This window comes from Salegentibacter profundi, from assembly GCF_054121475.1.
Genome location: NZ_JBSYGG010000001.1, coordinates 41684 through 65642, shown reverse-complemented (window position 1 = coordinate 65642; position 23959 = coordinate 41684). Strand labels below are relative to the sequence as shown.

Genomic DNA, 23959 nt, shown 5'->3' with positions numbered 1-23959 from the left:
TTATAAATCTTCCAGCAGGAGCAAATATAGGTTTTTCGTGCTACTTCCGTAACTCATGAAATCACCTTCTTTTTGTGTTTCGAAGTTTTTAATTGTGGTGATATTAGAGGGGATGCTCTGCTTATTACGGGATTTAATACCTCTAAGCCCTTCACCAATAGTGTCTACCAATTGGCTGGTAGAGGAAATGATCACGAAACTGGCTGGTAATTCCTGAAGTTTACACTCTTTTATCTGGTTTGAAGAAATTAAGATAGAACCATCATTGGCAACTAGAAATTCACAGGTGGAGAGGTAAAAGGCTGCTGAGCCTGATCTGTTGAATTCCAGATTGAAGCCCTTAAACCTATCCATGAGATTCGGATCAAAACAGCAGCATTCTGATTCATACCAATCGTTCTCCAATAAAATATTATCAAAAGCGTCCCTAATTTCTGATTCATCTTCACAATAGAGGAATTTACCTCCATTATTTTTGAAATTAAGCATAAAACGCTCATCGGTAGGAAGCTTTACTTCCGGCATATATTTACCCCGATCAGCATTTTCAGGGGTTTCCTGTTTTTTGTCTGATTTAGATTTAGGGTTTAGGAATCTTCTAAATAGACTCATAGAGTTTGGGTGTGGTTCTAAAGCTCATTTTAACCAAAGGTAAAAAATCTTACTTTAACTAACATTAAAATAAGATTTTTTAAACTAGGGTTGTAAACTATTTGTTAACGGAGTCGTTTTCTGAAATTTCAGATTCGGCGTCGGAGGACCCTTTCTCAGAAGGGTTTTCGGAGTTCTCAGATGATGCCTTAGTTTCTGATCTCTTCTTAGCTTCTTTTTTAGCCTGTTCAGCCTCGGCAAGATGCTTATCTTTTTGAAAAGGTCTAGCTCCAAATATTTTTTCAAGGTCATCCTTGAAAATAACTTCTTTATCCAGTAAGATTTCTGCAAGTTGAGTAAGCTTGTCTTTGTGTTCTGTGAGAAGTGCTATAGCTCTCTTGTACTGGGCTTCAACAAGATTTGAGATTTCCTTATCTATTAATTCTGAAGTTTTTTCACTGTAAGGCTTGGTGAAATTATATTCACTCTGGCCAGAGGAATCATAATAAGTAAGGTTACCCACAGCCTCGTTCAAGCCGTAAATGGTGACCATGGCCTTAGCCTGTTTGGTTACTTTTTCAAGGTCGCTTAATGCACCGGTAGAGATCTTATCAAAAATAACTTTTTCAGCTGCGCGGCCGCCAAGAGCAGCACACATTTCATCAAGCATCTGCTCAGGTCTTACGATAAGCCTTTCTTCGGGTAAATACCAGGCAGCCCCCAGAGATTGTCCACGGGGCACAATAGTTACTTTTACCAGGGGAGCTGCGTGTTCCAGCATCCAGCTAACTGTGGCATGTCCAGCTTCATGAAAGGCAATAGCTTTTTTCTCTTCCGGGGTAATGATCTTATTTTTCTTTTCCAATCCACCTACAATACGATCAACCGCATCCAGGAAGTCCTGTTTTCCAACAGCTTTGTTTCCTTTTCTGGCTGCAATAAGGGCAGCCTCATTACAAACATTAGCAATATCTGCTCCGCTAAATCCGGGAGTCTGTTTTGCAAGGAATTCAGTATCAAGTTCTTCCGCTACTTTCTTTAAAGGCTTAAGATGAACTTCAAATATTTCTTTTCTTTCGTTTAGGTCTGGTAAATCCACATATATCTGACGGTCGAAACGTCCTGCTCTCATTAATGCCTTATCCAGGACATCGGCACGGTTTGTTGCAGCAACCACGATCACATTGGTATTGGTGCCAAACCCGTCCATCTCGGTTAGCAATTGATTTAACGTGTTTTCTCTCTCATCGTTGGAACCAGAGAAATTGCTTTTACCTCTGGCACGCCCAATTGCATCTATCTCATCAATAAAAATTATAGATGGAGATTTCTCTTTAGCTTGCTTGAAGAGGTCTCTTACTCTCGAGGCACCTACCCCTACAAACATTTCTACGAAATCCGAACCGGATAAAGAGAAGAAAGGTACCTTGGCTTCCCCTGCAACAGCTTTTGCTAAAAGTGTTTTCCCTGTACCTGGAGGGCCAACAAGTAAGGCTCCTTTAGGAATTTTACCTCCTAGGGAAGTGTATTTTTCGGGCTGTTTCAGAAAATCTACGATTTCCTGAACTTCTTCTTTAGCACCTTCGAGGCCGGCAACATCCTTAAAAGAGGTTTTTACATCTGTATTCTGGTCGAAAAGCTTGGCTTTGGATTTTCCTATATTGAAGATTTGGCCTCCGGCACCACCGCCACCGCCACTGCTCATTCTCCTCATAATAAAGATCCAGATCCCTATAATAAGTACAAATGGCAATAAAGTGATGAATATTTCACCCCAGACGTTACTTTGCGTGTCGTAGGTGACCACTGTGTCCAGGTTTTCTTCCCGCTTTATCTCTGAGATGCTGTTTTCAAAATTCTGAAGATCTCCAAATTCAAAGGTATAAGCCGGGGTTTCACCAGTAGCAAAAATCTCAGGGTCCTGAGTTTTTTTATGAATTTCCTTCTGTTTAGCCTCTTCGGTAAGAAATACCTGGGCCTGATTGCGATTGATTATGAGAACCTTCTTGACATCGCCGTTTCTAAGAAAGGTCTGAAATTCAGCAGGATTTGTTTTGGCCGGTTCATTGAAACCGCCACCACTGAAGAAATTAATTCCTAAAAATATTAATATTATCGCCGCATAGATCCAATATGCGCTGAATTTTGGTTTCTTGGGATCGATATTTTTCTTGGGTTGTTCTTTCGCCATACCTGGTAGGTCTTAAAGTTTAGTAATTAGTCTCGATTGAAGTGATCTTTGCATCACCCCAGAGGCTTTCAATGTCGTAAAATTCCCTTATATGTTTTTGGAAAACATGGACGACTACATTCACATAGTCCATTAAAACCCATTCCGCATTCTCACTACCTTCAATATGCCAGGGTTTATCTTTAAGGGCCTTACTTACCGTTTTTTGGATAGAGTTGACTATGGCGTTTACCTGCGTGTTTGAAGTACCATTGCAGATGATAAAATAATCACAAACTGTATTTTCTATTTCTCTAAGGTCTAGAATTTCTATGTCATTTCCCTTTACCTCTTCTATCCCTTTTATTATATGTGCAATAAGTTGATCGCTGTTGGTTTCCTTTTTTACCATTAAAATTTTTTATTTTCGCAAAGTTATTACTTTTTAGGCTTTTTTAGAGCCTGTTAACACAAGATTTAACTCCTTTGCGACTTCATTATCACCTATGCGTATAATCAAAGTTAATGCCATCAATTCAACTAACGATTTTGCCCGAAAACTCTATCGGGGAAAATCTGATTTTGAACCGAGCTGCGTCCTTGCTAGAAATCAAACCAGTGGGCGTGGCCAGCGCGGCTCGGGATGGATGGCAAGCCCGGGTCAGAATCTTACCTTTAGCATTCTTTACCCAAAGATAAAGGTGGAAGTGGACCGACAGTTTTTACTTAGTGCAGTGGTTTCAGTAGCCATAGTCAGGGCGCTGGAAAAATTTAATATTCCTAACCTTAAAGTAAAATGGCCAAACGACATAATGTCAGGTAATTTTAAAGTGGGTGGAATCCTAATCGAGAATATCCTCAAAAATAACCAGATGTCAGCTTCAATTATAGGGGTAGGGCTGAATGTTAACCAGGTTGACTTTCCAGATTTGCCCCAGGCGGCTTCATTAAAAACACTTACTGGTAGGAACCATGACCTGGAAGAAGTCCTCGATGGCGTATTAAGAACTGTCGAAAAAGACCTGAATTCGATTTTTTCCAGAAATCAAAGCATGATACTCGAGGAATATGCCGAAAGAATGTTTAGGAAAGATCTGGTTTCTACTTTCCAATATCCGGATAAATCCTATCTAACCGGGATTATACGTGGAGTAACTACGGCTGGTAGACTCAATGTGGAGATTGAAAATTCGGTTTTCAAAACCTTCGACCTCAAAGAGCTTAAGCTCATGTATTAAAAATCAGGAACCCCGGAAAATTCCAGGCTTAAATATATTTTGGAAATGTCTGGGTTATAGGTTTTTTGCGTTTTCTGCAAGCGTATTTATAAATTTTTGGAGAGGGCCTTTTACCATCATGGCCATCATGGCATTAAACTTTCCATCGAATTCCATAAAAACCTCGCTTTTTTGCTGGTCTACCGCCATAATATGAATATTTAAAGCGAAATTAAACTTCTCCGAGGTTGAACCTAAAACCACTAATTCTGGTTTTTTGGTTTCTTTTATTTCCAGCTGAATTTCCGGCATTCCTTTTAAACCAAATAAAAACCGGTCTTCAGACTTTACTTCAAATTTCTCCGTGCTTTCCGGCATCAGTTGCTTGTAATTTTTAACATTGGTTAAAAATTCAAACATTTCTTCCTGATTTTTTCCGGTAGTAACTTTGTTGCTTTCTAAATGCATATCTATTTTTTCCAGTTGCTAGGGTCCTGCCGCCAGTTCTTAAGGGTTTCAGCTTCCGAAGCATTTATATAATTGGTACGCTCTGCGGTTTCTAATAAATAATCGTAATTGCTTAAGGTATGCAGTTGCACCTCCGCCTGCTTGAAATTATCTTCCGCAGTGTTAAATCCGTATGTAAAAATGGCAAGCATTCCCTTGACATTTGCGCCAGCCTCCTTTAAGGCTTTTACAGCATTTAAACTGCTTTTTCCGGTGCTAATGAGATCCTCTATAACGACCACATTCTGACCTTCTTCCAGGATGCCTTCAATTTGATTTTTTCGACCGTGACTTTTAGGTTCTGGTCTTACATATATAAATGGCAGACTCAAGTACTCGGCAACGAGCATTCCGATACCTATGGCACCGGTTGCAACGGCGGCAATAACATCGGGTTTGCCATAGAGTTCTTCTGTTTGACGAGCAAAATGTTCCCGGATGTAATTTCTGATTGGTGGATAGGATAAAACAATCCTATTGTCACAATAAATTGGCGATTTCCATCCACTGGCCCAGGTGAAGGGTTCTTGTGGATCTAATTTTATTGCCTTAATTTGCAGGAGTAGTTCAGCAGTTTTGATTGCTGTTTCTTTATTCAAAATCATAATACAAATGTATAAAGTTTTTGTCAATGATATTCCAATAATCCTTTCTACAGAAAAAGATTTGGGTGAAAAATACACCTCTTTTCCTATTAAAAAGGTGAAACTCAAGCGGATCATTAAACAAATTAATAGGGGAGAATTATTGTTTGTAAACCTTTATCACGAAAAAGAGGATAAACTTCTTAAGCATTTGTTCAAGAAAATGCCGGTGGTAACTGCAGGTGGGGGTATGGTTTTCAATGACAAAAATGAGATCCTTTTTATTTACCGAAATAAGCGCTGGGATCTCCCAAAAGGGAAAACAGAAAAAGGTGAGGAAATTGCTGCTTCCGCTTTGCGGGAAACCGAGGAGGAGACTGGAGTTAAAAATTTAAAGCTCACTGGTTTTCTGGCTAAGACCTACCATGTATTTAAGAGAAAAGGGAAATTCAGATTAAAAGTAACTCATTGGTACCAAATGCATTCAGATTATTCCGGTGAACTAATTCCGGAAGAAAAAGAGGGAATTGAGAAGGCAAAATGGAAAAACCTTGAAAAGTCTCGCAAAGCACTCAGAAAATCCTATGCCAATATCAGAGAACTCTTTCCGAAGGAATACCTACCGAGGGACTCTAAAGACCGGGTAGCGTAGATGTGACTTTTCATAATGTTTAGATTTTTGATGCAACCAGTTTAACTGGGCGTAAGCATTATTTGCAAATTCGGGTTCCTTGCGTTTTTTTTGTTCAAACTCTTCTTTTAGTTCAGTGTTCCGGTCCAGCATTTCCTTGGCTATATCTTCAAAGACATAAGGTGAAAAACCCTCTTTTTTTTGAAGAATCGGATCAAAGAAATTCCAGTTGAAGAATGAATCAGGGGTGGTGGGTTCCAGGGTCTCTATAATATACCTGGCCCCGTCCTGAAATGTTTTCACATACAAATCTCCTTTTCTGAACTGGACAGAATCTATCCTGCTACTCACCTTGGTGTTTTTATGCATATAGTGGCCTTCATACGCCCTCTCTGAAGTTTCATAATCCTTAATCCGATAAGTTTCTACCAGGATAATTGTATCCTGCGGCAGAGGTTCCAGTGCGATATCATTGAGTTCCAGAAGCTCGGTGACATTCCACCATCCCTGTGGTATGATGTAGGCCCTTGGAATTTCAATGCGGTCCTGCGCAATAAAATTATCATAATATTCAATTTCTTTTGTAAAAGGTTTCTGGCGATCATACTTTAACCGCTGGCCCCCGGTGACTTCGCTAGGGATCATTTCTCCCTCGAAACCCTTAAAATCCCTTTTACTAGGGTTTGATCTATCTGGTTTGAAATCGGTTGGATACCAACGTTCTGTCAGGTATTTTCTCCTTGCCCTATCCCGGAGGTCTTTGATGGTTTCTTTTTGAGCGTCGGTATAATTAATTACAGAACTCAAGAACTCATAGGTGCCCTGAACCCTTTCCGGATATGGTTTCAGCATATGGGTTTCCACCATCATACCCAGGGTGTTAAAAAGAGTGGTGTACCCGGTAGAGTATCTGGGGTGGTCAAGAAATTGGGGAAAGCCTTTTTCGGGTACCTGATTGAAAACATTCACATAAGGGGTAATCTCCCAATTTTTATTTTTTAAAGAGTCCTCAATGGCGGGCATCATTCTTTCATTTAAATATTCCCCGAGCTCTCCGCCTAGCTTGTTGTGTTGGGTGAATAAATGAGTAAGTGTATATTGGTAATCGGCCCCATTGCTCACATGATTATCAATGAAAACATCGGGTTTGACCTTATGAAAAATTTCATAAAAGCTCCGGGTATTTCGAGTATCAGCTTTCATGAAATCCCTGTTCAGGTCATAGTTTCGCGCGTTCCCCCTAAACCCGTATTCTTCAGGTCCGTTTTGGTTGGTTCTGGTGGTAGAATTCCGGTTAAGGGCACCCCCGATATTGTAAACTGGAATAGTAGCAACAACAGTATTTTCGGGAGTTGAAATAGAATCACCAGCCAAATCACGAAACAACATCATCGTGGCGTCTATTCCATCGCTTTCTCCCGGATGTATTCCATTGTTAATGAGAATGATTCCGTTTTCCTCCCTTAAGTTCTCAAAGTTAAAATTGCCATTGGCACTGTATATGGCAAGGTGAAGAGGTTCTCCACTATCGGTAGTCCCTATTTCTTCCAGGCCGATATTGGTATGTGCATTGGCGAGTTCCTGGTAGAACGCTATGACTTCTTCATATGTACCTGTTTCTCTACCTTCGGATTTCTCAAATTTAGTTAAAAAATCGAAATCGTTCACCAAACGATATTTTTCCAGATCGCAGGAAATCAGTAAAAAAGCCCCAAGGATTACTATACTGAGTTTTTTCATAAAAAAACTATATATTTTAGGCATAAACTTACTTAAAAGGCCTTTAGCAGCAAAACCCTCTGGATATTATTAATCGATTTCAACTTGCATGCCTGCTGGCTATGAGGTATTTTTACTCCTGACAATTTATTATTCAAAAGTCTTAAATATAAAAATATTGAAAAAATTATTATTGTTCCTACTAGTTCTCCTTGGTTCAAAGCTGGTTACAGGACAGAATTTTAATGGAAAAGTGATAAATGCCGTTACTGCCGAACCGGTTTTAAATGCACAAATCGAAAACCCTGCCACCGGAACCATCGTCGAGTCCGATAAGGCGGGGAATTTTAGCCTTATCATTCCGGATTTTCCTACCACTCTCATTATATCCGGAATTGGATTTGAAAGGCTTAAAGTTGATGTCTTTAGTGCTGACCAGACCGAGGTTTTTTATCTTAATCCTTCCCTGGAAAACTTATCTGAGGTAATTATTAATAGTATGGCAATTCCCGGAAGGTTACAGGATTTACCGTCGGCTGTGAGTCTGGTTTCTGCCAGGGATCTTAAAAGGGGAGATAATACCAACCTGGTAGCGAAATTCAACAATGTGCCAGGAATGTATGTGAATCAGGGCGCACTGAACACCAATAAGATTAATATTCGCGGTATTGGTGCCAGGTCACAATATAGCACCAACCGCATACAGTCTTATTTTGATGGAATTCCACTAACTACCGCTGAAGGGGAGCTTACTTTGGACGATATAGATCCTGAAGGCCTGGACCGTATAGAGGTGATAAAGGGCCCGACTTCCAGTGTATATGGAGCTGGTCTAGGTGGTTCTGTTAACCTCTTTTCCGCCTTTCCAAAGTCACCGAAAACCGAGGCAACCTTAAAATATCAACATGGAAGCTTTAACACAAAGAAGAATGTGATCAGCGCAATGCATGCTACTGAAAATGTTGCGATGCATGCAAATTATACCGGATTAACCAGCGATGGTTATCGGGATAACGGTGAATATGACCGACAGTCTGCTATAATCAATGCCAGGTTGCAAACCACCGAAGCAAACTACCTTTCCTTTCTGGCTACTTTTACCAAACTTAAAGCTTATATCCCCAGTTCACTTAATGAGGATGATTTTCTTAATAATCCTAAAAGTGCCAATGGTAATTGGGAGACAGCCCGGGGCTTCGAGTCTTATGATCGTGGAATGTTAGGTGCCTCTTACCAGCATACATTCTCAGAGAGTTTCAGCAATACCACAAGCATATATATGAGCTTTAGGGATGCTTATGAACCAAGACCATTTGATATCTTAAAGGAGGAGCGGGTCTCTGCTGGAGCGCGTACCCGTTTTAATCTAGAATTGTTAATGCTCAACTTACCGTCCAAGGTCACTTTTGGTGCGGAGTATTATAATGAATGGTACAATGGCGCTACTTTTGAGAATTTATTTCGTGAATATGAAGATCAAGGTAGTGTGATGGGTGAGCGTCTTAGTGGGAACGAACAGGAGCGAAACTATAGCAATTTCTTCGGTCAGATAAACATGAAACTTACTGAAAAATGGGTGTTCGAGGGCGGCTTTAATATCAATTCCACCCAATATGGCCTAATCGACCTTTATGCTCAGGATGATATAGACCAATCCGGGAAATATCGTTTCGACCTCATTTTTTCTCCGCGTATCGGAAGCACTTATGAAATTACCCCAGGAAAGACTCTGTACGGAACCATAAGTCATGGCTTTTCTACCCCAAGTGTAGCCGAAACCCTAACTCCCGAGGGATTAATCAATACGGAGCTTCAACCGGAAATCGGCATTAACTATGAACTCGGCTTTAAAGCGAATTGGCTGGAAAACAGACTTTATACGGAGTTTTCAGCCTATTCCATTAGGATTGAAGATCTATTGGTCGCTCAGCGTGTGGCCGAGGATCGTTATGTCGGGTTAAATGCTGGAAAAACAGTTCATAATGGGCTCGAATTTCTGCTAAACTATAATATGAGCCTTACCACTGATATTTCCTTAAAGCCTTATTTAAATGCCACTTTTAACTTTTTTGAATTTGAAGAATTCGTAAATGAAGACCAGGATTTTTCAGGAAACAAGTTACCTGGGGTGCCTAAATCTACAGTTAACATGGGCTTGAATTTTGAAAGTGATCTTGGACTTGATCTCTTTGCAGGGTATAGTGCGGTTGGAGAAATTCCCCTGGATGATGCCAATTCTGGTTATTCCGAAAGTTATCAATTAGCAAATTTAAAGGCTTCCTGGTCCATTGATATTATAGGAGACCTGGGGGTGAATCTTTATGGCGGTATTAATAATGTTTTGGATGAACATTATGCGGCTAGTATTTTAACTAATGCAGTAGGTTTCGGAGGTGCTGAACCACGATATTATTATCCCGGTAATCCAAGAAATTATTATGGAGGAGTGCAGCTGAATTATATCTTTTAATTTTTTTTTCTAACGATATCAGGTACCATAAATTCATAATTTCCTCCGTGTCTGATGACATCACGTACCACCGTAGAAGAGATATGACTGTGACCGGAGGAACAGATTAAAAATACAGTATCAATACCAGCCATTTTGTAATTGGTCTGTCCAATGGCTTTTTCAAATTCCAGGTCCTGCACACTTCTAAGACCGCGTAAAAGAAAATCGGCATCCTGCTCTTTACAGAATTCTACGGTTAGCCCTTTGTAGGTCATCACTTTAACTTTAGGGGAGTCTTTATAGGTTTCCTTTAAAAAATGAAGCCTTTCTTCCAGGGTAAACATATAATGCTTATTGGAATTTGTGCCAATAGCAAGAATTATTTCTTCAAATAACGGGATGGCTCTGTCTATGACATCGGTGTGCCCAAGGGTTAAGGGATCAAATGATCCTGGAAATACAGCTTTTCTCATAATTCAAAAATTCAGTCTTTCGCAAAGGCGAAAATCCCATCTTCAGATTGGTTCAGGGGAGACGGGACATTCTGTAAATATAGTTATTTCCGCGTTGGATGTTTACTTTAATGCCGCATCAATGGCACTTCCATAAAGCTCTGTTAAGTTTATGTTGGCCGCCTTTGCCTGTTGTGGTAAAATACTGGCCTGGCTCAGTCCAGGTGTGGTATTCATTTCTATAAAATGAGGTTCTCCGTTATGAAAAATAAATTCTGAACGGGTAAAGCCTCTCATTTTCAGTTTCTGATAAATCAATTTGGCGATCCCCTGGACTTTTTTGGTTTGCTCCTTTGAAATGTTGGCCGGGGTGATTTCCTGTGATTTTCCTAGATATTTGGCTTCATAGTCAAAAAATTCGTTTTCAGAAATAATCTCAGTAACCGGGAGTGCACGTACTTTTCCTTTCCATGTAATAACCCCAACCGAAACTTCAGTACCGTCCAGGAAAGATTCGATGATAATTTCATCGTCCTCCTTGAAAGCCGTTTTGGTAGCAGGGATTAAATCATCCTCTTTTTTAACTTTGGTAATTCCAAAGCTACTGCCGGCACGGTTAGCTTTTACGAAACAAGGTAGCCCCACCCGGTCTATTATCGCTTCTACATCGATCTTATCTTCTTTATCTAAAAAAAAATTTGTGGCCGTTTGAATGCCGTAGGCTTTTAAAACACTTATCAGGTCCCTCTTGTTAAAAGTAAGGGCCGCCTGGTAATACCCACAAGTCGTTTGAGGGATTCCCACTAATTCGAGGTAGGCCTGTAATAACCCATTTTCTCCGGGAGTTCCGTGAATTGTATTAAATACACAATCAAAGCTGATGATTTTTTCACCTATTTTTACAGTGAAGTCATTCTTGTTTATCGGGTATGGATTGTCGTTTTCATCAATTACAGACCAGGCATTTTGTAAAATATGTACCCGGTAAGGTTCATAGATTTCACGGTTTAGATGTTTATAAACCATATTTCCACTGTTGATGGAAATGTGATATTCGCTCGAATATCCGCCCATTGCGATGGCGATTTTTTTCTTCATCTTCAATTTTTGGAGTTTATTTCCGTTAAACAAAAATATCATTAATAAGGCCTGCAACCAAAAGCTCTGGTTTTATATCTTTGTCGCTCACAAACAAATGTATGGGATTATTTAAATTTATCTTTAGCAAAACCTTTTTAATTCAGCTGGTTCTGGCTGTGGTCGCCTTGATTATAATCGCTTTTCTAGCACTTCAATGGCTCGATTATTCAACCAATCAAGATCAGCGAATCGAGGTTCCTGATCTTTCCAAAATGTCCCTTGATAAGGTGGATGATCGTCTTGCAAGCTTGGAATTGCAATATGAAATTCTGGACTCTGCTAACTTTAACCCTGATTTTCCGCGATTTTCGGTAATTGAACAGGTACCTGAACCTGGACAATTCGTAAAAGAGAACCGAAAAATTTATCTAACTCTTAATCCTTCTGGTTACCGAACGGTAATTATCCCTGACCTAATTAGAAAAACTCGTCGCCAGGTAGAACCAACTTTGAGGTCCCTGGGTTTTGAAATTGGAGACATTACCTACAAAGCAGACATAGCCAAAGATGCTGTTCTGGAACTTAGGCATGAAGGGAAGAAAATAGAAGCGGGAGACGAATTGATGAAGACCTCAACGATAGACCTGGTACTGGGAGATGGTTCGGGTCGATATTCGATAACTGAAGAAGATGAAGAGGAAAACGAGGAAGAATTGGAATTTTAATGAAGAAAGAAGACGATAACAACGAGCCTGAAGAACAGGATGAAACGCTCTATGAACATCACAAATTCGTAGCTAAAATTGGCCAGAAACCCCTACGGGTGGATAAATTTTTGATGAATTTTATTGAGAACGCCACTAGGAATAAAATTCAGAAAGCTGCAAAAACAGGTAATATTTATGTTAATGACCAGCCGGTAAAACAAAACTACAAAGTAAAGGCGGGTGACATAGTTCAGGTAATGTTTGAACATCCTCCCTATGAGTTTCTGCTAACTCCAGAGAATATTCCCCTCGATATCGTCTATGAAGATGATGCCTTATTGGTCATTAATAAACCCGCGGGAATGGTAGTACATCCGGGTCATGGAAATTACAGTGGAACCCTGATAAATGCCCTTGTTTATCATTTTGACAATCTGCCCAATAATAGTAGTGAGCGTCCGGGCCTTGTTCATCGTATTGATAAGGATACCAGTGGCCTTTTGGTAGTAGCCAAAACTGAAAAGGCGATGACTCACCTTTCCAAACAATTTTTTGACAAAACCAGCGAGCGGGAATATGTAGCCCTGGTCTGGGGGAATGTGGAAGAGGACACGGGTACTATCGAAGGGAATATTGGTCGTCATCCTAAAAACAGATTACAAAACACGGTATATGAAGGTGAGGAAGCGGTAAAAGGGAAACCTGCCGTTACTCATTATAAAGTTCTAGAACGTTTTGGCTATGTTAGCCTGGTTTCCTGCAGACTCGAGACCGGTCGTACTCATCAAATTCGAGTGCATATGAAGTATATTGGACATCCCCTTTTTAATGACCAGCGCTATGGTGGAGATAAGATTCTTAAGGGAACTACTTTCTCCAAATACAAACAATTTGTCGATAACTGTTTTAAAGTGCTTCCGCGCCAGGCTCTTCACGCGAAAACCCTTGGATTTACTCATCCTGAAACTGGCGAAAACTTAAGTTTCGATACTGCAATCCCTCAGGATATGCAGGATTGTATCAAAAGATGGCGTAATTATTCCAAAAACCTGAAAGATAATCTTAATTAGGATTTTAAAATTCCTGATGTTTCGGATGGGTTAAAATTATTGCTTTCCTTAAATTTATGGTTTTCAAATTCAAAAAGCATTGAAACTATGAGCAATAAAATAAGGCCATATGTCTTGGCTGAAACCAATTGGAAACAAGTTAAAAATCAGGAGTACACCGTAGCCGTTCTACCCTGGGGGGCTACTGAGGCTCATAATTACCACCTCCCTTATGCAACTGATAACATATTAGGTGAGTCCAATGCTATTGAAGCAGCTGCCAAAGCCTGGGAACAAAATGCGAGGCCTATTGTATTGCCAACCATTCCATTTGGTGTTAATACCGGTCAAATGGATGTAAAGCTTTGTATGAATATGAATCCATCAACTCAGTATGCCGTCTTAAAGGATGTGGTGCAGGTGCTGGATGCTCATAAAATTCATAAATTGGTTATTCTCAATGCTCATGGGGGTAATCATTTTAAACAGATGATTCGAGAACTTAGCCTTGAATATCCTCGTGTTTTTATTTGTGCTATTAACTGGTGGCAGCTTTCAGAGGCTAAAGAATATTTTGATGAGCCTGGGGATCATGCCGGTGAACTTGAAACTGCGACTGTAATGCACCTTACCCCAGATTTAGTGCTTCCCCTGGAAGAAGCCGGGGACGGAGCCGCAAAAACTTTTAGAATTCGTGGACTCCGAGAAGGTTGGGCAACTACTCAAAGGGCCTGGACCAAAGTTACAGAAGATACCGGTGTAGGGAACCCCAAAAAGGCTACCAGAGAAAAAGGCAGGCAGTTTTTTGAAAAAACGACCAGCATGATCGGGGATTTTATTACCGAGTTGCATCTTGCCAATCTGGATGATATGTATGAATAAGCAAGAGGTGCTATGTTGAAAAGCTTGCTTTTTATTTTTGGATTTTTAATTGTTGGGGAATTGGTCTCCTGGATATTCCAGCTTCCAGTGGCGGGAAATATTCTGGGTATGCTATTGATTTTTATCGCATTGAAATTGCAACTGATAAGTTTGGAAAGCGTCAAACCCGCGTCAGATAAACTAATTAAATACCTTGTCATTTTCTTTATCCCCTACGGTGTTGGTTTGATGGTTCATTTTAATCTGATCGCTGAATTCTGGTTGCCCATAAGCTTAGCTGTAATTTTCAGCAGTGTCCTTACACTATACCTTACAGCCATTATCATTGAGAAAGCCGGAAGATGATGTATCAATTTACGGAGTTACCGGTATTTGGAGTATTTATCAGTATTGCAGCTTATTTTCTGGCTGTTAAACTCAGGAAAAGATGGAACTATGTCCTTTTGAATCCTGTACTGATCGCTATTACAGGTATAATTATATTCCTGCTTATATTCCGCATAGATTTTGAAACCTACAATGTGGGCGGGAAATATATTAGTTTTTTTCTCGGACCTTCTGTTGTCGCCTTGGGCGTGTTTTTTTATGAAAAATATGAAGAGGTAAAACAAAATTTAAAGACCTTTATCCTCGCTGTCCTTGCAGGAGGCATTACCGGGGTGCTAAGTGTGATCGGTTTTCTTCTACTACTTAAGGCTCCCGAACAAATCACCAGGTCTCTTGCAGCCAAATCGGTTACCACTCCAATTGCCATTGAAATTACCCGGCTTATACACGGAATACCTGAGATCACTGCTGGAATAGTAATAGCAGTGGGAATATTTGGTAATGCATTCGGACCTTTTATTTTGAAGAAATTCGGGATAAGAAGTAAGATTGCCATCGGTACTGCTCTGGGTACCGCAGCCCATGGTATAGGTACTGCCAGAGCTTTTGAAGAAGGTAAAATCCAGGGTGTTTACAGTGGCCTGGCCATGTGCCTTAATGGAATTATTACAGCATTGATCACTCCTTACCTTATAGAATTAATTTTCTGATTCCTCTGAAATTGCGCCATCTTCTTCCTCTACAACATCATTTCCAAATCGGTCTTTCTTGAAATATCGTATGATGGATGGGGCGGTAAAACCATGAACCACTATGGAAATTAAGATAATATACGCCGTGATAGAATGCAACTCATTTTTATTTTCAAAACCATCAAATTGCACAAAAGCCCAGGAAAGATAAAAGACTGAACCAATTCCCTTGATTCCGAGGAAACTTATTGCCAGTTTGCTTTTAAAAGATTCTCTGATACCTATAAGTCCTATTAAGCCCGCTATTGGACGTATAATTAACACAAAGACAAAAGCAAATAAAATTCCTCTCCAGTCGGTTAATTCAAGCATTCCATTCATAAGCGAGCCTCCAAATAAGATTATCCATACCACTAACAGTAAACGTTCAATCTCATGAACAAAATCATGCATTTTCTTTTTATAATCGCCACTTATTTTTTCATAATATCTTACACTGAGTCCAGCGAAGAATACGGCAAGGAAACCATAACCGTGCAATAATTCCGTAATTCCATAGCTGAAAATAGTGAGTGATAATGCGAGAAAACCATCAAAAGTTTTGATATTGGTAAGACGATGGAGCCTGTCTAAAAGAAAGCCAATAAATCTTCCTATGGCTATTCCACAGATGATTCCTATTACAATTTTTAGCAGGAATTTATCTAGAAACCAGGCGCTGAGGTCAAAAAGGGCCCAACCCCCAGCCTGAGCCACCAGCAAGGCCATAAAAGTAAATGGGAAAGCCATACCATCATTTAATCCGGCCTCTGCGGTTAAGGAAAATCTTACCCGCTCCCTGAATTTTTTCTCCCGTGTGGGGTCATCCAACTGGGTTTCAGCAGCCAGTACAGGATCTGTTGGAGCGAGAATGGCAGCCAGTAGTAGGGAAGAAGGAACACTAAACAATAAAAAATGGTTACCTAAAAAATAAGCTGAGAGCATACATAATGGCATAGTGACAAAAACTAATAAGAGAGGACGTTTCCATGTTTGAAACGAGTATTCGGTACCTATTTTTAATCCTGCTCCCATCAGGGAGATAATCACAATGATTTCTGAAAAGTACATCAGATTGTAATCGTTCCATAAAGGATCCGGCCAACTCAATGGAATGTCCAGGTAAAAAAGTAAAAAGCCTATTAGCAATAACAGTACTGGGGAGCTTACTTTAATTTTTCGAGAAATAGAAGGTAGCCAGGCCATTACCAAGGTGGCTAATCCTAAGCCTGCGAGGATGAGGTAGTGCTCTTTCATAGATATATAAAAGTAACAGATTTTTTACATTGAGGTAAAAACCTCATCAGACTTTCACAAAAGACTAACAATTCAAGAGAATGGGAAGTTAAGACCGCCTCTTTTTGATAATTGTAAAATGATTTTCATCATATTTTTACAGAGCGTTTTCCAGTAAATTTATAGGCAGTAATCCTTTGAAAATGAAGCTCATTGTTAGCATAATTTTTCTTATTCATGCTTTAATTCATCTATTGGGTTTTCTCAAAGCATTCGATCTGCTTGCATTAAAACAGCTTCAACTGGAAATTTCCAGGTCCCTTGGGTATTTATGGTTGTTTTCTGCATTGCTCTTTTTATTGGTGATCCTTTTATTTTTGCTTGGAAAATCGTGGTGGCCCTTTTTTGCTCTTGCCGGTATTTTAATTTCTCAGGTTCTTATTATCCTTGTCTGGCATGACGCTAAATATGGTAGCATTCTTAATCTGGTTTTATTTTTAATAAGTCTACCCGGGCTTGGTAGTTTTTATTTTCAGAAGAAAACAGAAAAGGAGGTAAGCCGCCTTGTTCAGCTTCCTGCCCCTTCAACCCATCTTCCAGCAAAGTTGGTAGACAATCCTCAACTTCCGAGTATCATCCAGAAATGGTTAAGAAAATCTGGTGTAGCCGAAAAACCAAAAGCTGCTTTCGTTCGGCTTGAACAACAGGGCAGAATGAAAATTAAGCCCGGGGGAGACTGGATGCCCTTTCGAGCTACGCAATATGTTAATGTCCACGCACAGTCTTTCATCTGGACTGCCCGGGTGAACCCTGGTTCATTCATCTATTTTGATGGCAGGGATAAGTTAATGCGGGGAGAAGGGGAAATGCTTATTAAGTTATTCTCCCTGTTCCCTGTAGTCAATGAATATGATAATGAAAAAATTGATTCTGGAGCCATGCAGCGTTTTCTGGCCGAGATTTGTTGGTTTCCCACAGCTGCATTAAGCAGCAAAATTAGCTGGGAGGCCTTGGAGGACAATACCGCCCGAGCAGATCTGGAAATTTATGGTAAAGAGGTATCAGGGATTTTTAATTTCTCTGAAGACGGAGATTTACGTTCCTTCCAGACGCAGCGTTTTTATGGAGGAGAACAAAATTCCAAAGAAGAAACCTGGAAAGTCGAAATGCTCGGATTTGCCGAATTCTCCGGATATAGAATTCCCAATAAAAGTAAAATTACCTGGAAGTTGGCAGAGAGTGATTTTACCTGGTTGGAATTAGAAATCATGGAGGTAGATTATAGTGATGATGGCTTTAAGCGGGGTCAAGACCTGTTCTACTGATATTTGTCATATTAATTTTGGCTTATTACTGGTAAATTTGGATAAAACCAATATGCTTTAGGTTATGGAAACATCAGTATTTCTTGCCAAATTTTGGGGTTGGTATCTGCTTATTTTTTTCTTTATTCTTAGTTTCAATCCACAAAGGATAAGGCAGATCTTCGAAGATCTCAAAGATCAGAAATTTCTGATTTTAGCCGCTTTTGCAGCCATCATTTTGGGCTTATTAAATATTCTTTTCCACAATCTCTGGGAGCCGGATTGGCGGATAATTATAACAGGTTTAGGATGGATGTCATTATTTATAGGGCTTGGGCTTTTTGTGTTTCCTGATTCTACTACACGCCGTTTAACCACACTCAACATTCGGTTTGTACAAGTAATATATATTATTCTTTTCCTTATGGGGATATTCTTATTGAATATGGGTTATCAATTGGTGTTGTACTAAAATTCGGACTATGATGGAATTTATAAAAAAATTCAGTGAATTGTCACTTGACGATCTTCCACAGGTCGGGGGTAAAAATGCTTCCCTTGGTGAAATGTTTAATGAACTTTCATCTGAAGGAGTGTTAGTACCTGATGGTTTTGCAACGACTTCTGAGGCTTTTTGGTCATTTCTCAAGGTTAATGACCTGGAGCAAAAACTAAAAGATCTCATGGAGGCTCTGGATAAAGGAAATTATGAAAACCTTTCTGAAATTGGCTTGCAAGCCAGGGAAATTATAAAATCTTCAAGCTTTTCTGGAAAATTCACCGATGAAATAATACAGGCCTATAAAGATCTAGGGAAGACTGGAAATATACCCGTTGCAGTTAGAAGCAGCGCTACAGCTGAAGACCTACCTGACGCCAGTTTTGCCGGCCAACATGATACTTTTTTAAACATAACCGGCGCAAAATCACTTTTAAGAGCTGTTAAAAACTGTTTTGCTTCACTTTATACGGACCGGGCTATAAAATATCGTGAAGATCATGGCTTTGCGCATCACGATATTGCCCTGTCTGTGGGAGTTCAAAAAATGGTGCGATCAGATACTGGTTGCTCTGGAATCGGTTTTAGCCTGGAACCGGAATCAGGTTTTAGGAACCTTATTCATATTTCAGGAGTATGGGGCTTGGGTGAAACCATAGTACAGGGTCTGGTTAATCCCGATGAGTTTGATGTTTTTAAACCTACCCTGAAAACGGGAAAATACCCGATAATTCAGAAAAAACTGGGTCGAAAGGAGCTTACCATGGTTTATTCCGAATCCAACGGCCATTCTTCCACTGTCACTATGGACACCACTGTAAAAAAACAGGATTCCTTCGTGTTGAGTGATAAAGAGGTAATGCAGCTGTCAAAATGGATTTTGGTGATTGAAGACCATTATTCACGTCCCATGGATGTCGAGTGGGCTAAGGATGGGGAAACCGGTCAACTTTTTATAACACAGGCCCGTCCGGAAACCGTACATGGGGAAAAGGAAAGTCTATACCATTTGGAGTACCATTTAACCGAACATTCTGAAATGTTGGTTAGTGGTAATGCTATAGGATCCAGTATAGCTACGGGTGTCGCACGTATTCTTAATTCTCCCGCTGAGTCCCATCGATTAAAACCTGGTGATATACTGGTAACCTCTACTACCAGTCCGGACTGGGACCCCTTGCTTAAAAGGTCGGCTGCAGTGATTACCGACCGGGGAGGCCGGACAAGCCACGCAGCTATAGTAGCACGAGAACTTGGGGTGCCAGCCGTTGTAGGTACCAATAATGGATCTACCCTTATTAAGGATGGCCAAAAAATAACCGTCTCCTGTGAGGGTAAAACAGGATTCGTATATGAAGGAAAACTCCAATTCGAAAAGACCGAAATAGATTTTGGCAAGATAAAACTACCTCAAACCGAAGTTAAACTAATCCTTTCTGATCCTGACAGGGCCTTTCAGCTTTCTTTTTATCCCAATAACGGGATCGGGTTGCTTCGTATGGAATTCATTATTACGCATCTTATCAAGGTACACCCGATGGCTCTTGTGAAATTTGACCAGATAAGTGATTCTAGAACCAAAAAAGACATTGAAAAACTTACCTGGCAATACGAGGATAAGAAAGATTACTTCATTGAGGAATTGTCCCGAGGACTTGCGGTCATGGCGGCTGCATTTTATCCTAAAGAGGTCATTATTAGAATGAGTGATTTTAAAAGTAATGAATATGCCAATCTCATAGGTGGTAAAACGTTTGAACCTCAGGAAGAAAACCCAATGCTCGGTTTTCGGGGAGCCGCACGTTATTATCATCCTTTTTATAAGGCCGGTTTCGAATTGGAGTGTAAAGCCATTAAAAAGCTTAGGGATGAGATGGGCCTAAGCAACGTTAAGGTGATGATCCCGTTTTGCCGGACCCTAGAGGAAGGCCGAAATGTGATTGAACTGATGAAAAATTTCGGGCTCACCCAAGAGGAAAATGGTCTTGAGATCTATATGATGGTTGAAATTCCTTCCAATGTTATTCTGGCTGAGGAATTTGCAGAAATTTTTGATGGGTTCTCGATAGGATCGAATGACCTAACCCAGCTTACCCTTGGGGTTGACAGAGACTCTGAAGTTATGGCCGAAGTATTTAATGAAAATGATGCAGCAGCCAAGGAAATGATAGCCACAGCAATAAGAAAAGCTAAAAAAGCTGATATAAAGATTGGCCTTTGTGGTCAGGCTCCAAGTGATTTTCCTGAGTATGCGGCCTTTCTGGTTAAGCAAGGTATCAGCAGTATTTCATTTAATCCTGATGCGCTGCTCAAAGGGATAGAAAATGTCAATAAGGCCGAAAAAAACTAAGTTTATTGGCACCTTTAAAAACACCGGTAGCATGCCCACTCAACCCTATGCGATATCTCGTCAGGAGATCCTTTCGGAATTTTCAGTAGACCCTGAAAAAGGACTGTCTTCCAGCCAGGTACAAAAACGACTCAAACAATATGGACCAAACAAGTTGCGCGATGCCAAGAGTAAAAATATATGGCTAATTCTCGTTGAACAGTTTCTCGATCCTATAGTCTATATTCTCGCTGTGGCTATGCTTCTAGCATTTGCATTTAGCGAGTGGCTGGAAGGATTTGCCGTATTGATCGTAATATTAATAACGGCCCTTATCGGGTTTTTTATGGAATGGCAGGCTATAAGATCGGTGGAAGCGCTTCAAAAAATGGTGCAGACTGTTGCCAATGTTCTAAGGGATTCAAAGATCGAAAAGATCAAAGCAATGTTGCTAGTGCCTGGAGATATCGTACTTCTGGAAGCCGGGGATGTGATTCCTGGTGACGCCCGTGTCCTGGAATCCAGTAGTTTTGCTGTTAAAGAAGCTGTTCTTACCGGAGAAAGCAATCAGATCGAAAAAATTGAAGATAGACTTCCAGATGATACCCCGCTTGCAGAAAGGAGGAATATGCTTTACAAGGGAACCATTGCAGCCAGAGGGAAAGCCAAAGCGATCATTGTAGCCACAGGTACCAAAACAGAAATTGGAAAAATTAGTGAGCTTACCCGGGAAGCTAAGAAAACGAAGACTCCGCTTGAAAAAAAGCTAAAAAAACTCAGCTATTGGTTGATTTGGCTCACCCTGGGACTCGCGGTATTGATTGTGGCAACCGGGTTTTTCCAGGGTAAGGATCTTGCCTTGATGATAAAAACTGGAATTGCCCTAGCCGTAGCGGCCATTCCCGAAGGGCTTCCTATTGTAGCAACCATAGCCCTGGCACGAGGAATGTTAAGGCTCTCCAGGCGCCAGGTGGTCATCAAAAAACTAGAAGCTGTTCAAACTCTGGGAGAAACCGGAATTATTTGCACGGACAAAACAGGAACGCTTACTGAGAATAAAATGAGTATTCATTATATGATGCTCTCATCCGGGGATTATCCTGTAGCGGAATTTAATGCTAAAAACCTTAAAGACGAATTAGCTTTCCAAAGGATTATGGAGGTAGCTGCACTTTGTAATGATAGCAGCCTGCATTATGGAAAGCAAAAAGGCGACGCGGTAGAAATCGCTCTGGTGGAATTTCTTGGTGAACAAGGTTTCAACTATGAAGAAATTAGGAGAAAAAATTCCAGAATAGCAGAAATTCCCTTTGACGCAGAGATCAAAAAAATGGCTACCCTCCAAAATTATGGAGCTCATTATCTTATTACCGTTAAAGGGGCCCTGGAAGCTTTACTTCCTGATTGTGACCATGTTTTGACTCCTGATGGGGAAAAAGAGTTCTCGGATAAAGATGTATGGCAGAAAAAAGCGGGAGAGATCGCTGCTGAAGGGATAAGAGTATTGGCTTTTGCTTATCGGGAAACCGATGAAAAACCTGAAAATGAGCACCTGACGAAAAACCTGGTTTTTCTGGGAATTCTTGGTTTTTTGGACCCGCCAAGAAAGGATATCAAACAGGCGATTGATACTTATAAAAATGCGGGAATTAGAGTGGTGATGATCACCGGGGATCACCCGGATACAGCCCGTAAAATAGGCGAGGAGATAGGTTTAATAGAAGAGAATGCCCCTGAAAGCATGGTGATTCTGGGACGCGAACTGGAGAATTTTGAAGCTTTCAACTCAACGCAGGAAAAAAAAGTTATGGAAGCCGCCATTTTTGCCAGGATGGTCCCCAAGCAAAAGCTCGATTTGGTAGAATTTTATCAGAAGAATAAGGCTATAGTCGGCATGCTGGGAGATGGGGTAAATGATGCTCCGGCCCTTAAAAAAGCAGATATAGGTATAGCGATGGGCATTCGTGGAACGGAGGCTGCCAAAGAAGTTGCCGATGTGATTATTATGGATGATAAATTTACCTCTACCGAACTGGCTATTAGGCAGGGTCGAACTATCTTTGAAAATATAAGGCAATTTGTGGTTTTCCTTTTATCCTGCAATCTTGCAGAAATAATTTCTGTGGCCCTTGCATCTTTTAGCAACCTTCCTTTACCCCTGTTGCCTTTGCAAATTCTATTTCTAAATTTGGTAACAGACGTTTTTCCAGCCCTGGCCCTGGGAGTGGGCAAAGGTGATCCCCATGTAATGAAGCAGCCACCAAGGGATCCACAGGAGCCCATACTTACCCGGAAACTATGGATATCGACGGTCTTATACGGACTTAGTATAACTTCCGCTGTAATTGGCATCGTGGTCTATGCTCATTTGGGCAAATCCTACTCTGCCCTTGAAGTTAATAATATGGCCTTTTATACTCTGGTCTTAGCACAATTGTTAAACGTTTTTAATCTTCCACGACGAAAAGCTTCATTCCTTATCAATGAAGTGACAAAAAATCCCTGGGTATGGGTGGCCCTGGTATTCTCCATTTTTATAATGATAGTGGTTTATTTTATACCTATTACGCAAGAGGCCCTATCTCTTGTATCTCTAAATAGAGAACAATTTCTCATCATTGGGGTTTTTGCTTTTGCCTCTTTAGTGGTGTCTCAGATTCTAAAAAAGACGGGTATAACCAATTAAAACCTGTATTACTTAATTACCATTCCACCATCGATTACTTGCTGGGTTCCGGTGATGTATTTACTCTCATCGCTGGCAAGAAATAGTGCCAGCTGTCCAATTTCTTTTGATTGGGCATAGCGGCCAAAAGGAATGGTATTTTCGAAATCATCTTTAACTTTGTCTGGGTTATCCGGACCGAATTGATCCTCAATGGACCGCATCATTCGGTTATCTACGGGGCCGGGATGTATGGAATTGACCCTTATTTTTCGCTGAGCAAATTCCAGGGCTGCAGTCCGCATAATACCAATAATTCCATGTTTTGAAGCCACATAGGCCCCAAGCTTAGGAAAACCCTTTAAGCCTGCCACTGAGCTGGTAATGATAACACTTCCCCCATCTTCCATCCTGGGAATCACATGTTGACATCCCAACCATACCCCTTTAAGGTTTACGGCTATCACCCTATCAAAAATTTCTTCGGGATATTCTTCTATGGAACTGGTTTTCCCTTCAATCCCGGCATTATTAAAAAAAATATCGATCCTGTTGAAATAATAGAGACATTTCTCCAGGTATTTTATTGTGTCCTTGGATTTTGATACATCAGCGGTACACCAGGCTACTTTTTCGCTTTCTAAGCTTTCAGCAGCGCTTTTGAGTTCTTCTTCCTTGAGATCCGTTAAGAATACTTTGGCGCCCTCTGCAAGGAATAACCTGGCTGTTTCCAATCCAATTCCACCTGCACCACCTGTGATTAATGCCACTTTGTTCTCTAATCTTTTCATAGTTATTTGTATTGAATGAATTCTTGAAAATTTAAT

General features: G+C 40.4%; 22 protein-coding genes. 12 read left to right on the top strand and 10 right to left on the bottom strand.

Going from position 1 to position 23959, the window contains the following annotated elements; translation table 11 throughout:
* From ACW6NC_RS00320 to rsfS, 3 genes are all read right to left on the bottom strand, one after another.
* On the bottom strand, positions 1-612 hold the full coding sequence (locus ACW6NC_RS00320) for an LUD domain-containing protein (RefSeq protein WP_457862949.1): 612 nt from the start codon (positions 610-612) through the stop codon (positions 1-3).
* A gap of 97 nt (positions 613-709) precedes the next feature.
* Positions 710-2782: an ATP-dependent zinc metalloprotease FtsH gene (gene ftsH / locus ACW6NC_RS00315; protein ID WP_457862947.1), complete on the bottom strand. Its 2073-nt coding sequence runs from the start codon at positions 2780-2782 to the stop codon at positions 710-712.
* 19 nt (positions 2783-2801) lie between these two features.
* On the bottom strand, positions 2802-3173 hold the full coding sequence (rsfS, locus tag ACW6NC_RS00310; protein WP_081209067.1) for a ribosome silencing factor: 372 nt from the start codon (positions 3171-3173) through the stop codon (positions 2802-2804).
* Positions 3174-3267: 94 nt separating this feature from the next.
* Here rsfS and ACW6NC_RS00305 point away from each other — a divergent pair, with 94 nt between their 5' ends.
* A complete protein-coding gene (locus ACW6NC_RS00305; RefSeq protein WP_457862946.1) occupies positions 3268-3999 on the top strand; it encodes a biotin--[acetyl-CoA-carboxylase] ligase in 732 nt (243 codons plus the stop codon).
* Between the two features lie 54 nt (positions 4000-4053).
* On the opposite strand, the gene ACW6NC_RS00300 is transcribed toward ACW6NC_RS00305, so the two are convergent.
* Positions 4054-4446, bottom strand: coding sequence for an SRPBCC family protein (locus ACW6NC_RS00300; RefSeq protein ID WP_457862944.1), 393 nt, complete (start codon positions 4444-4446; stop codon positions 4054-4056).
* A gap of 2 nt (positions 4447-4448) precedes the next feature.
* Positions 4449-5090 (bottom strand): orotate phosphoribosyltransferase, encoded by a 642-nt coding sequence (gene pyrE, locus ACW6NC_RS00295; protein ID WP_457862942.1) that lies wholly within the window; start codon positions 5088-5090, stop codon positions 4449-4451.
* A 7-nt stretch (positions 5091-5097) separates the two neighbouring features.
* On the opposite strand from pyrE, the gene ACW6NC_RS00290 reads away from it, so the two are divergent.
* A complete protein-coding gene (locus ACW6NC_RS00290; protein ID WP_457862940.1) occupies positions 5098-5721 on the top strand; it encodes an NUDIX hydrolase in 624 nt (207 codons plus the stop codon).
* Here the strand turns inward: ACW6NC_RS00290 and ACW6NC_RS00285 are convergent.
* Complete coding sequence (locus ACW6NC_RS00285) at positions 5689-7440, bottom strand: M14 family metallopeptidase (protein WP_457862938.1); 1752 nt, start codon at positions 7438-7440, stop codon at positions 5689-5691. The two genes, ACW6NC_RS00290 and ACW6NC_RS00285, sit on opposite strands and share 33 nt — an antisense overlap.
* 157 nt (positions 7441-7597) lie before the next feature.
* Here ACW6NC_RS00285 and ACW6NC_RS00280 point away from each other — a divergent pair, with 157 nt between their 5' ends.
* Positions 7598-9889 (top strand): TonB-dependent receptor, encoded by a 2292-nt coding sequence (locus ACW6NC_RS00280; RefSeq protein WP_457862936.1) that lies wholly within the window; start codon positions 7598-7600, stop codon positions 9887-9889.
* Here ACW6NC_RS00280 and coaD read toward each other — a convergent pair.
* Both coaD and ACW6NC_RS00270 read right to left on the bottom strand, forming a co-directional pair.
* Entirely contained in the window at positions 9886-10344 is a 459-nt protein-coding gene (gene coaD, locus ACW6NC_RS00275) for a pantetheine-phosphate adenylyltransferase (protein ID WP_457862934.1), read from the bottom strand. The genes ACW6NC_RS00280 and coaD overlap by 4 nt on opposite strands.
* A gap of 102 nt (positions 10345-10446) precedes the next feature.
* On the bottom strand, positions 10447-11421 hold the full coding sequence (locus ACW6NC_RS00270; RefSeq protein WP_457862932.1) for a D-alanine--D-alanine ligase: 975 nt from the start codon (positions 11419-11421) through the stop codon (positions 10447-10449).
* A 101-nt stretch (positions 11422-11522) separates the two neighbouring features.
* Here ACW6NC_RS00270 and ACW6NC_RS00265 point away from each other — a divergent pair, with 101 nt between their 5' ends.
* The 5 genes from ACW6NC_RS00265 (at position 11523) to ACW6NC_RS00245 (ending at position 15078) form a co-directional block, all read left to right on the top strand.
* Positions 11523-12128: a PASTA domain-containing protein gene (locus tag ACW6NC_RS00265; RefSeq protein WP_457862930.1), complete on the top strand. Its 606-nt coding sequence runs from the start codon at positions 11523-11525 to the stop codon at positions 12126-12128.
* Positions 12128-13180: an RluA family pseudouridine synthase gene (locus ACW6NC_RS00260; protein WP_457862928.1), complete on the top strand. Its 1053-nt coding sequence runs from the start codon at positions 12128-12130 to the stop codon at positions 13178-13180. Before ACW6NC_RS00265 ends, ACW6NC_RS00260 begins: the two co-directional genes overlap by 1 nt.
* A gap of 87 nt (positions 13181-13267) precedes the next feature.
* A complete protein-coding gene (locus ACW6NC_RS00255) occupies positions 13268-14041 on the top strand; it encodes a creatininase family protein (protein WP_457862926.1) in 774 nt (257 codons plus the stop codon).
* A gap of 12 nt (positions 14042-14053) precedes the next feature.
* Positions 14054-14386 (top strand): CidA/LrgA family protein, encoded by a 333-nt coding sequence (locus tag ACW6NC_RS00250; RefSeq protein ID WP_457862924.1) that lies wholly within the window; start codon positions 14054-14056, stop codon positions 14384-14386.
* On the top strand, positions 14383-15078 hold the full coding sequence (locus ACW6NC_RS00245) for an LrgB family protein (RefSeq protein WP_457862923.1): 696 nt from the start codon (positions 14383-14385) through the stop codon (positions 15076-15078). Before ACW6NC_RS00250 ends, ACW6NC_RS00245 begins: the two co-directional genes overlap by 4 nt.
* Here the strand turns inward: ACW6NC_RS00245 and ACW6NC_RS00240 are convergent.
* On the bottom strand, positions 15067-16356 hold the full coding sequence (locus ACW6NC_RS00240; protein ID WP_457862921.1) for a cation:proton antiporter: 1290 nt from the start codon (positions 16354-16356) through the stop codon (positions 15067-15069). The genes ACW6NC_RS00245 and ACW6NC_RS00240 overlap by 12 nt on opposite strands.
* Positions 16357-16538: 182 nt before the next feature.
* On the opposite strand from ACW6NC_RS00240, the gene ACW6NC_RS00235 reads away from it, so the two are divergent.
* The 4 genes from ACW6NC_RS00235 to ACW6NC_RS00220 all read left to right on the top strand — a co-directional run bounded on the left by ACW6NC_RS00235 (position 16539) and on the right by ACW6NC_RS00220 (position 23153).
* Positions 16539-17660, top strand: coding sequence for a DUF6544 family protein (locus ACW6NC_RS00235; RefSeq protein ID WP_457862920.1), 1122 nt, complete (start codon positions 16539-16541; stop codon positions 17658-17660).
* Positions 17661-17724: 64 nt separating this feature from the next.
* Complete coding sequence (locus ACW6NC_RS00230; protein ID WP_457862918.1) at positions 17725-18111, top strand: hypothetical protein; 387 nt, start codon at positions 17725-17727, stop codon at positions 18109-18111.
* Between the two features lie 10 nt (positions 18112-18121).
* Positions 18122-20488 carry a phosphoenolpyruvate synthase gene (gene ppsA, locus ACW6NC_RS00225; RefSeq protein WP_457862917.1) on the top strand — a complete coding sequence of 789 codons (2367 nt, stop codon included), beginning with the start codon at positions 18122-18124 and terminating at the stop codon, positions 20486-20488.
* 31 nt (positions 20489-20519) lie between these two features.
* Positions 20520-23153, top strand: coding sequence for a cation-translocating P-type ATPase (locus tag ACW6NC_RS00220; protein ID WP_457862915.1), 2634 nt, complete (start codon positions 20520-20522; stop codon positions 23151-23153).
* Positions 23154-23161: 8 nt separating this feature from the next.
* Here ACW6NC_RS00220 and ACW6NC_RS00215 read toward each other — a convergent pair whose 3' ends face one another.
* On the bottom strand, positions 23162-23923 hold the full coding sequence (locus ACW6NC_RS00215) for an SDR family NAD(P)-dependent oxidoreductase (RefSeq protein ID WP_457862913.1): 762 nt from the start codon (positions 23921-23923) through the stop codon (positions 23162-23164).
* Between the last annotated feature and the right edge of the window lie 36 nt (positions 23924-23959).

Bases quoted from the DNA above. Each gene is read 5' to 3' on its own strand.
- ACW6NC_RS00305 (WP_457862946.1), top strand. From the start codon at position 3,268: ATGCGTATAATCAAAGTTAATGCCATCAATTCAACTAACGATTTTGCC.
- ACW6NC_RS00285 (WP_457862938.1), bottom strand. From the start codon at position 7,440: ATGAAAAAACTCAGTATAGTAATCCTTGGGGCTTTTTTACTGATTTCC.
- pyrE (WP_457862942.1), bottom strand. From the start codon at position 5,090: ATGATTTTGAATAAAGAAACAGCAATCAAAACTGCTGAACTACTCCTG.
- ACW6NC_RS00245 (WP_457862923.1), top strand. From the start codon at position 14,383: ATGATGTATCAATTTACGGAGTTACCGGTATTTGGAGTATTTATCAGT.
- ACW6NC_RS00250 (WP_457862924.1), top strand. From the start codon at position 14,054: ATGTTGAAAAGCTTGCTTTTTATTTTTGGATTTTTAATTGTTGGGGAA.
- ACW6NC_RS00290 (WP_457862940.1), top strand. From the start codon at position 5,098: ATGTATAAAGTTTTTGTCAATGATATTCCAATAATCCTTTCTACAGAA.
- ACW6NC_RS00215 (WP_457862913.1), bottom strand. From the start codon at position 23,923: ATGAAAAGATTAGAGAACAAAGTGGCATTAATCACAGGTGGTGCAGGT.
- ftsH (WP_457862947.1), bottom strand. From the start codon at position 2,782: ATGGCGAAAGAACAACCCAAGAAAAATATCGATCCCAAGAAACCAAAA.
- ACW6NC_RS00270 (WP_457862932.1), bottom strand. From the start codon at position 11,421: ATGAAGAAAAAAATCGCCATCGCAATGGGCGGATATTCGAGCGAATAT.
- ACW6NC_RS00220 (WP_457862915.1), top strand. From the start codon at position 20,520: ATGCCCACTCAACCCTATGCGATATCTCGTCAGGAGATCCTTTCGGAA.
- ACW6NC_RS00230 (WP_457862918.1), top strand. From the start codon at position 17,725: ATGGAAACATCAGTATTTCTTGCCAAATTTTGGGGTTGGTATCTGCTT.
- ACW6NC_RS00255 (WP_457862926.1), top strand. From the start codon at position 13,268: ATGAGCAATAAAATAAGGCCATATGTCTTGGCTGAAACCAATTGGAAA.
- coaD (WP_457862934.1), bottom strand. From the start codon at position 10,344: ATGAGAAAAGCTGTATTTCCAGGATCATTTGATCCCTTAACCCTTGGG.
- ACW6NC_RS00265 (WP_457862930.1), top strand. From the start codon at position 11,523: ATGGGATTATTTAAATTTATCTTTAGCAAAACCTTTTTAATTCAGCTG.
- ACW6NC_RS00320 (WP_457862949.1), bottom strand. From the start codon at position 612: ATGAGTCTATTTAGAAGATTCCTAAACCCTAAATCTAAATCAGACAAA.
- ACW6NC_RS00235 (WP_457862920.1), top strand. From the start codon at position 16,539: ATGAAGCTCATTGTTAGCATAATTTTTCTTATTCATGCTTTAATTCAT.
- ppsA (WP_457862917.1), top strand. From the start codon at position 18,122: ATGATGGAATTTATAAAAAAATTCAGTGAATTGTCACTTGACGATCTT.
- rsfS (WP_081209067.1), bottom strand. From the start codon at position 3,173: ATGGTAAAAAAGGAAACCAACAGCGATCAACTTATTGCACATATAATA.
- ACW6NC_RS00260 (WP_457862928.1), top strand. From the start codon at position 12,128: ATGAAGAAAGAAGACGATAACAACGAGCCTGAAGAACAGGATGAAACG.
- ACW6NC_RS00240 (WP_457862921.1), bottom strand. From the start codon at position 16,356: ATGAAAGAGCACTACCTCATCCTCGCAGGCTTAGGATTAGCCACCTTG.
- ACW6NC_RS00300 (WP_457862944.1), bottom strand. From the start codon at position 4,446: ATGCATTTAGAAAGCAACAAAGTTACTACCGGAAAAAATCAGGAAGAA.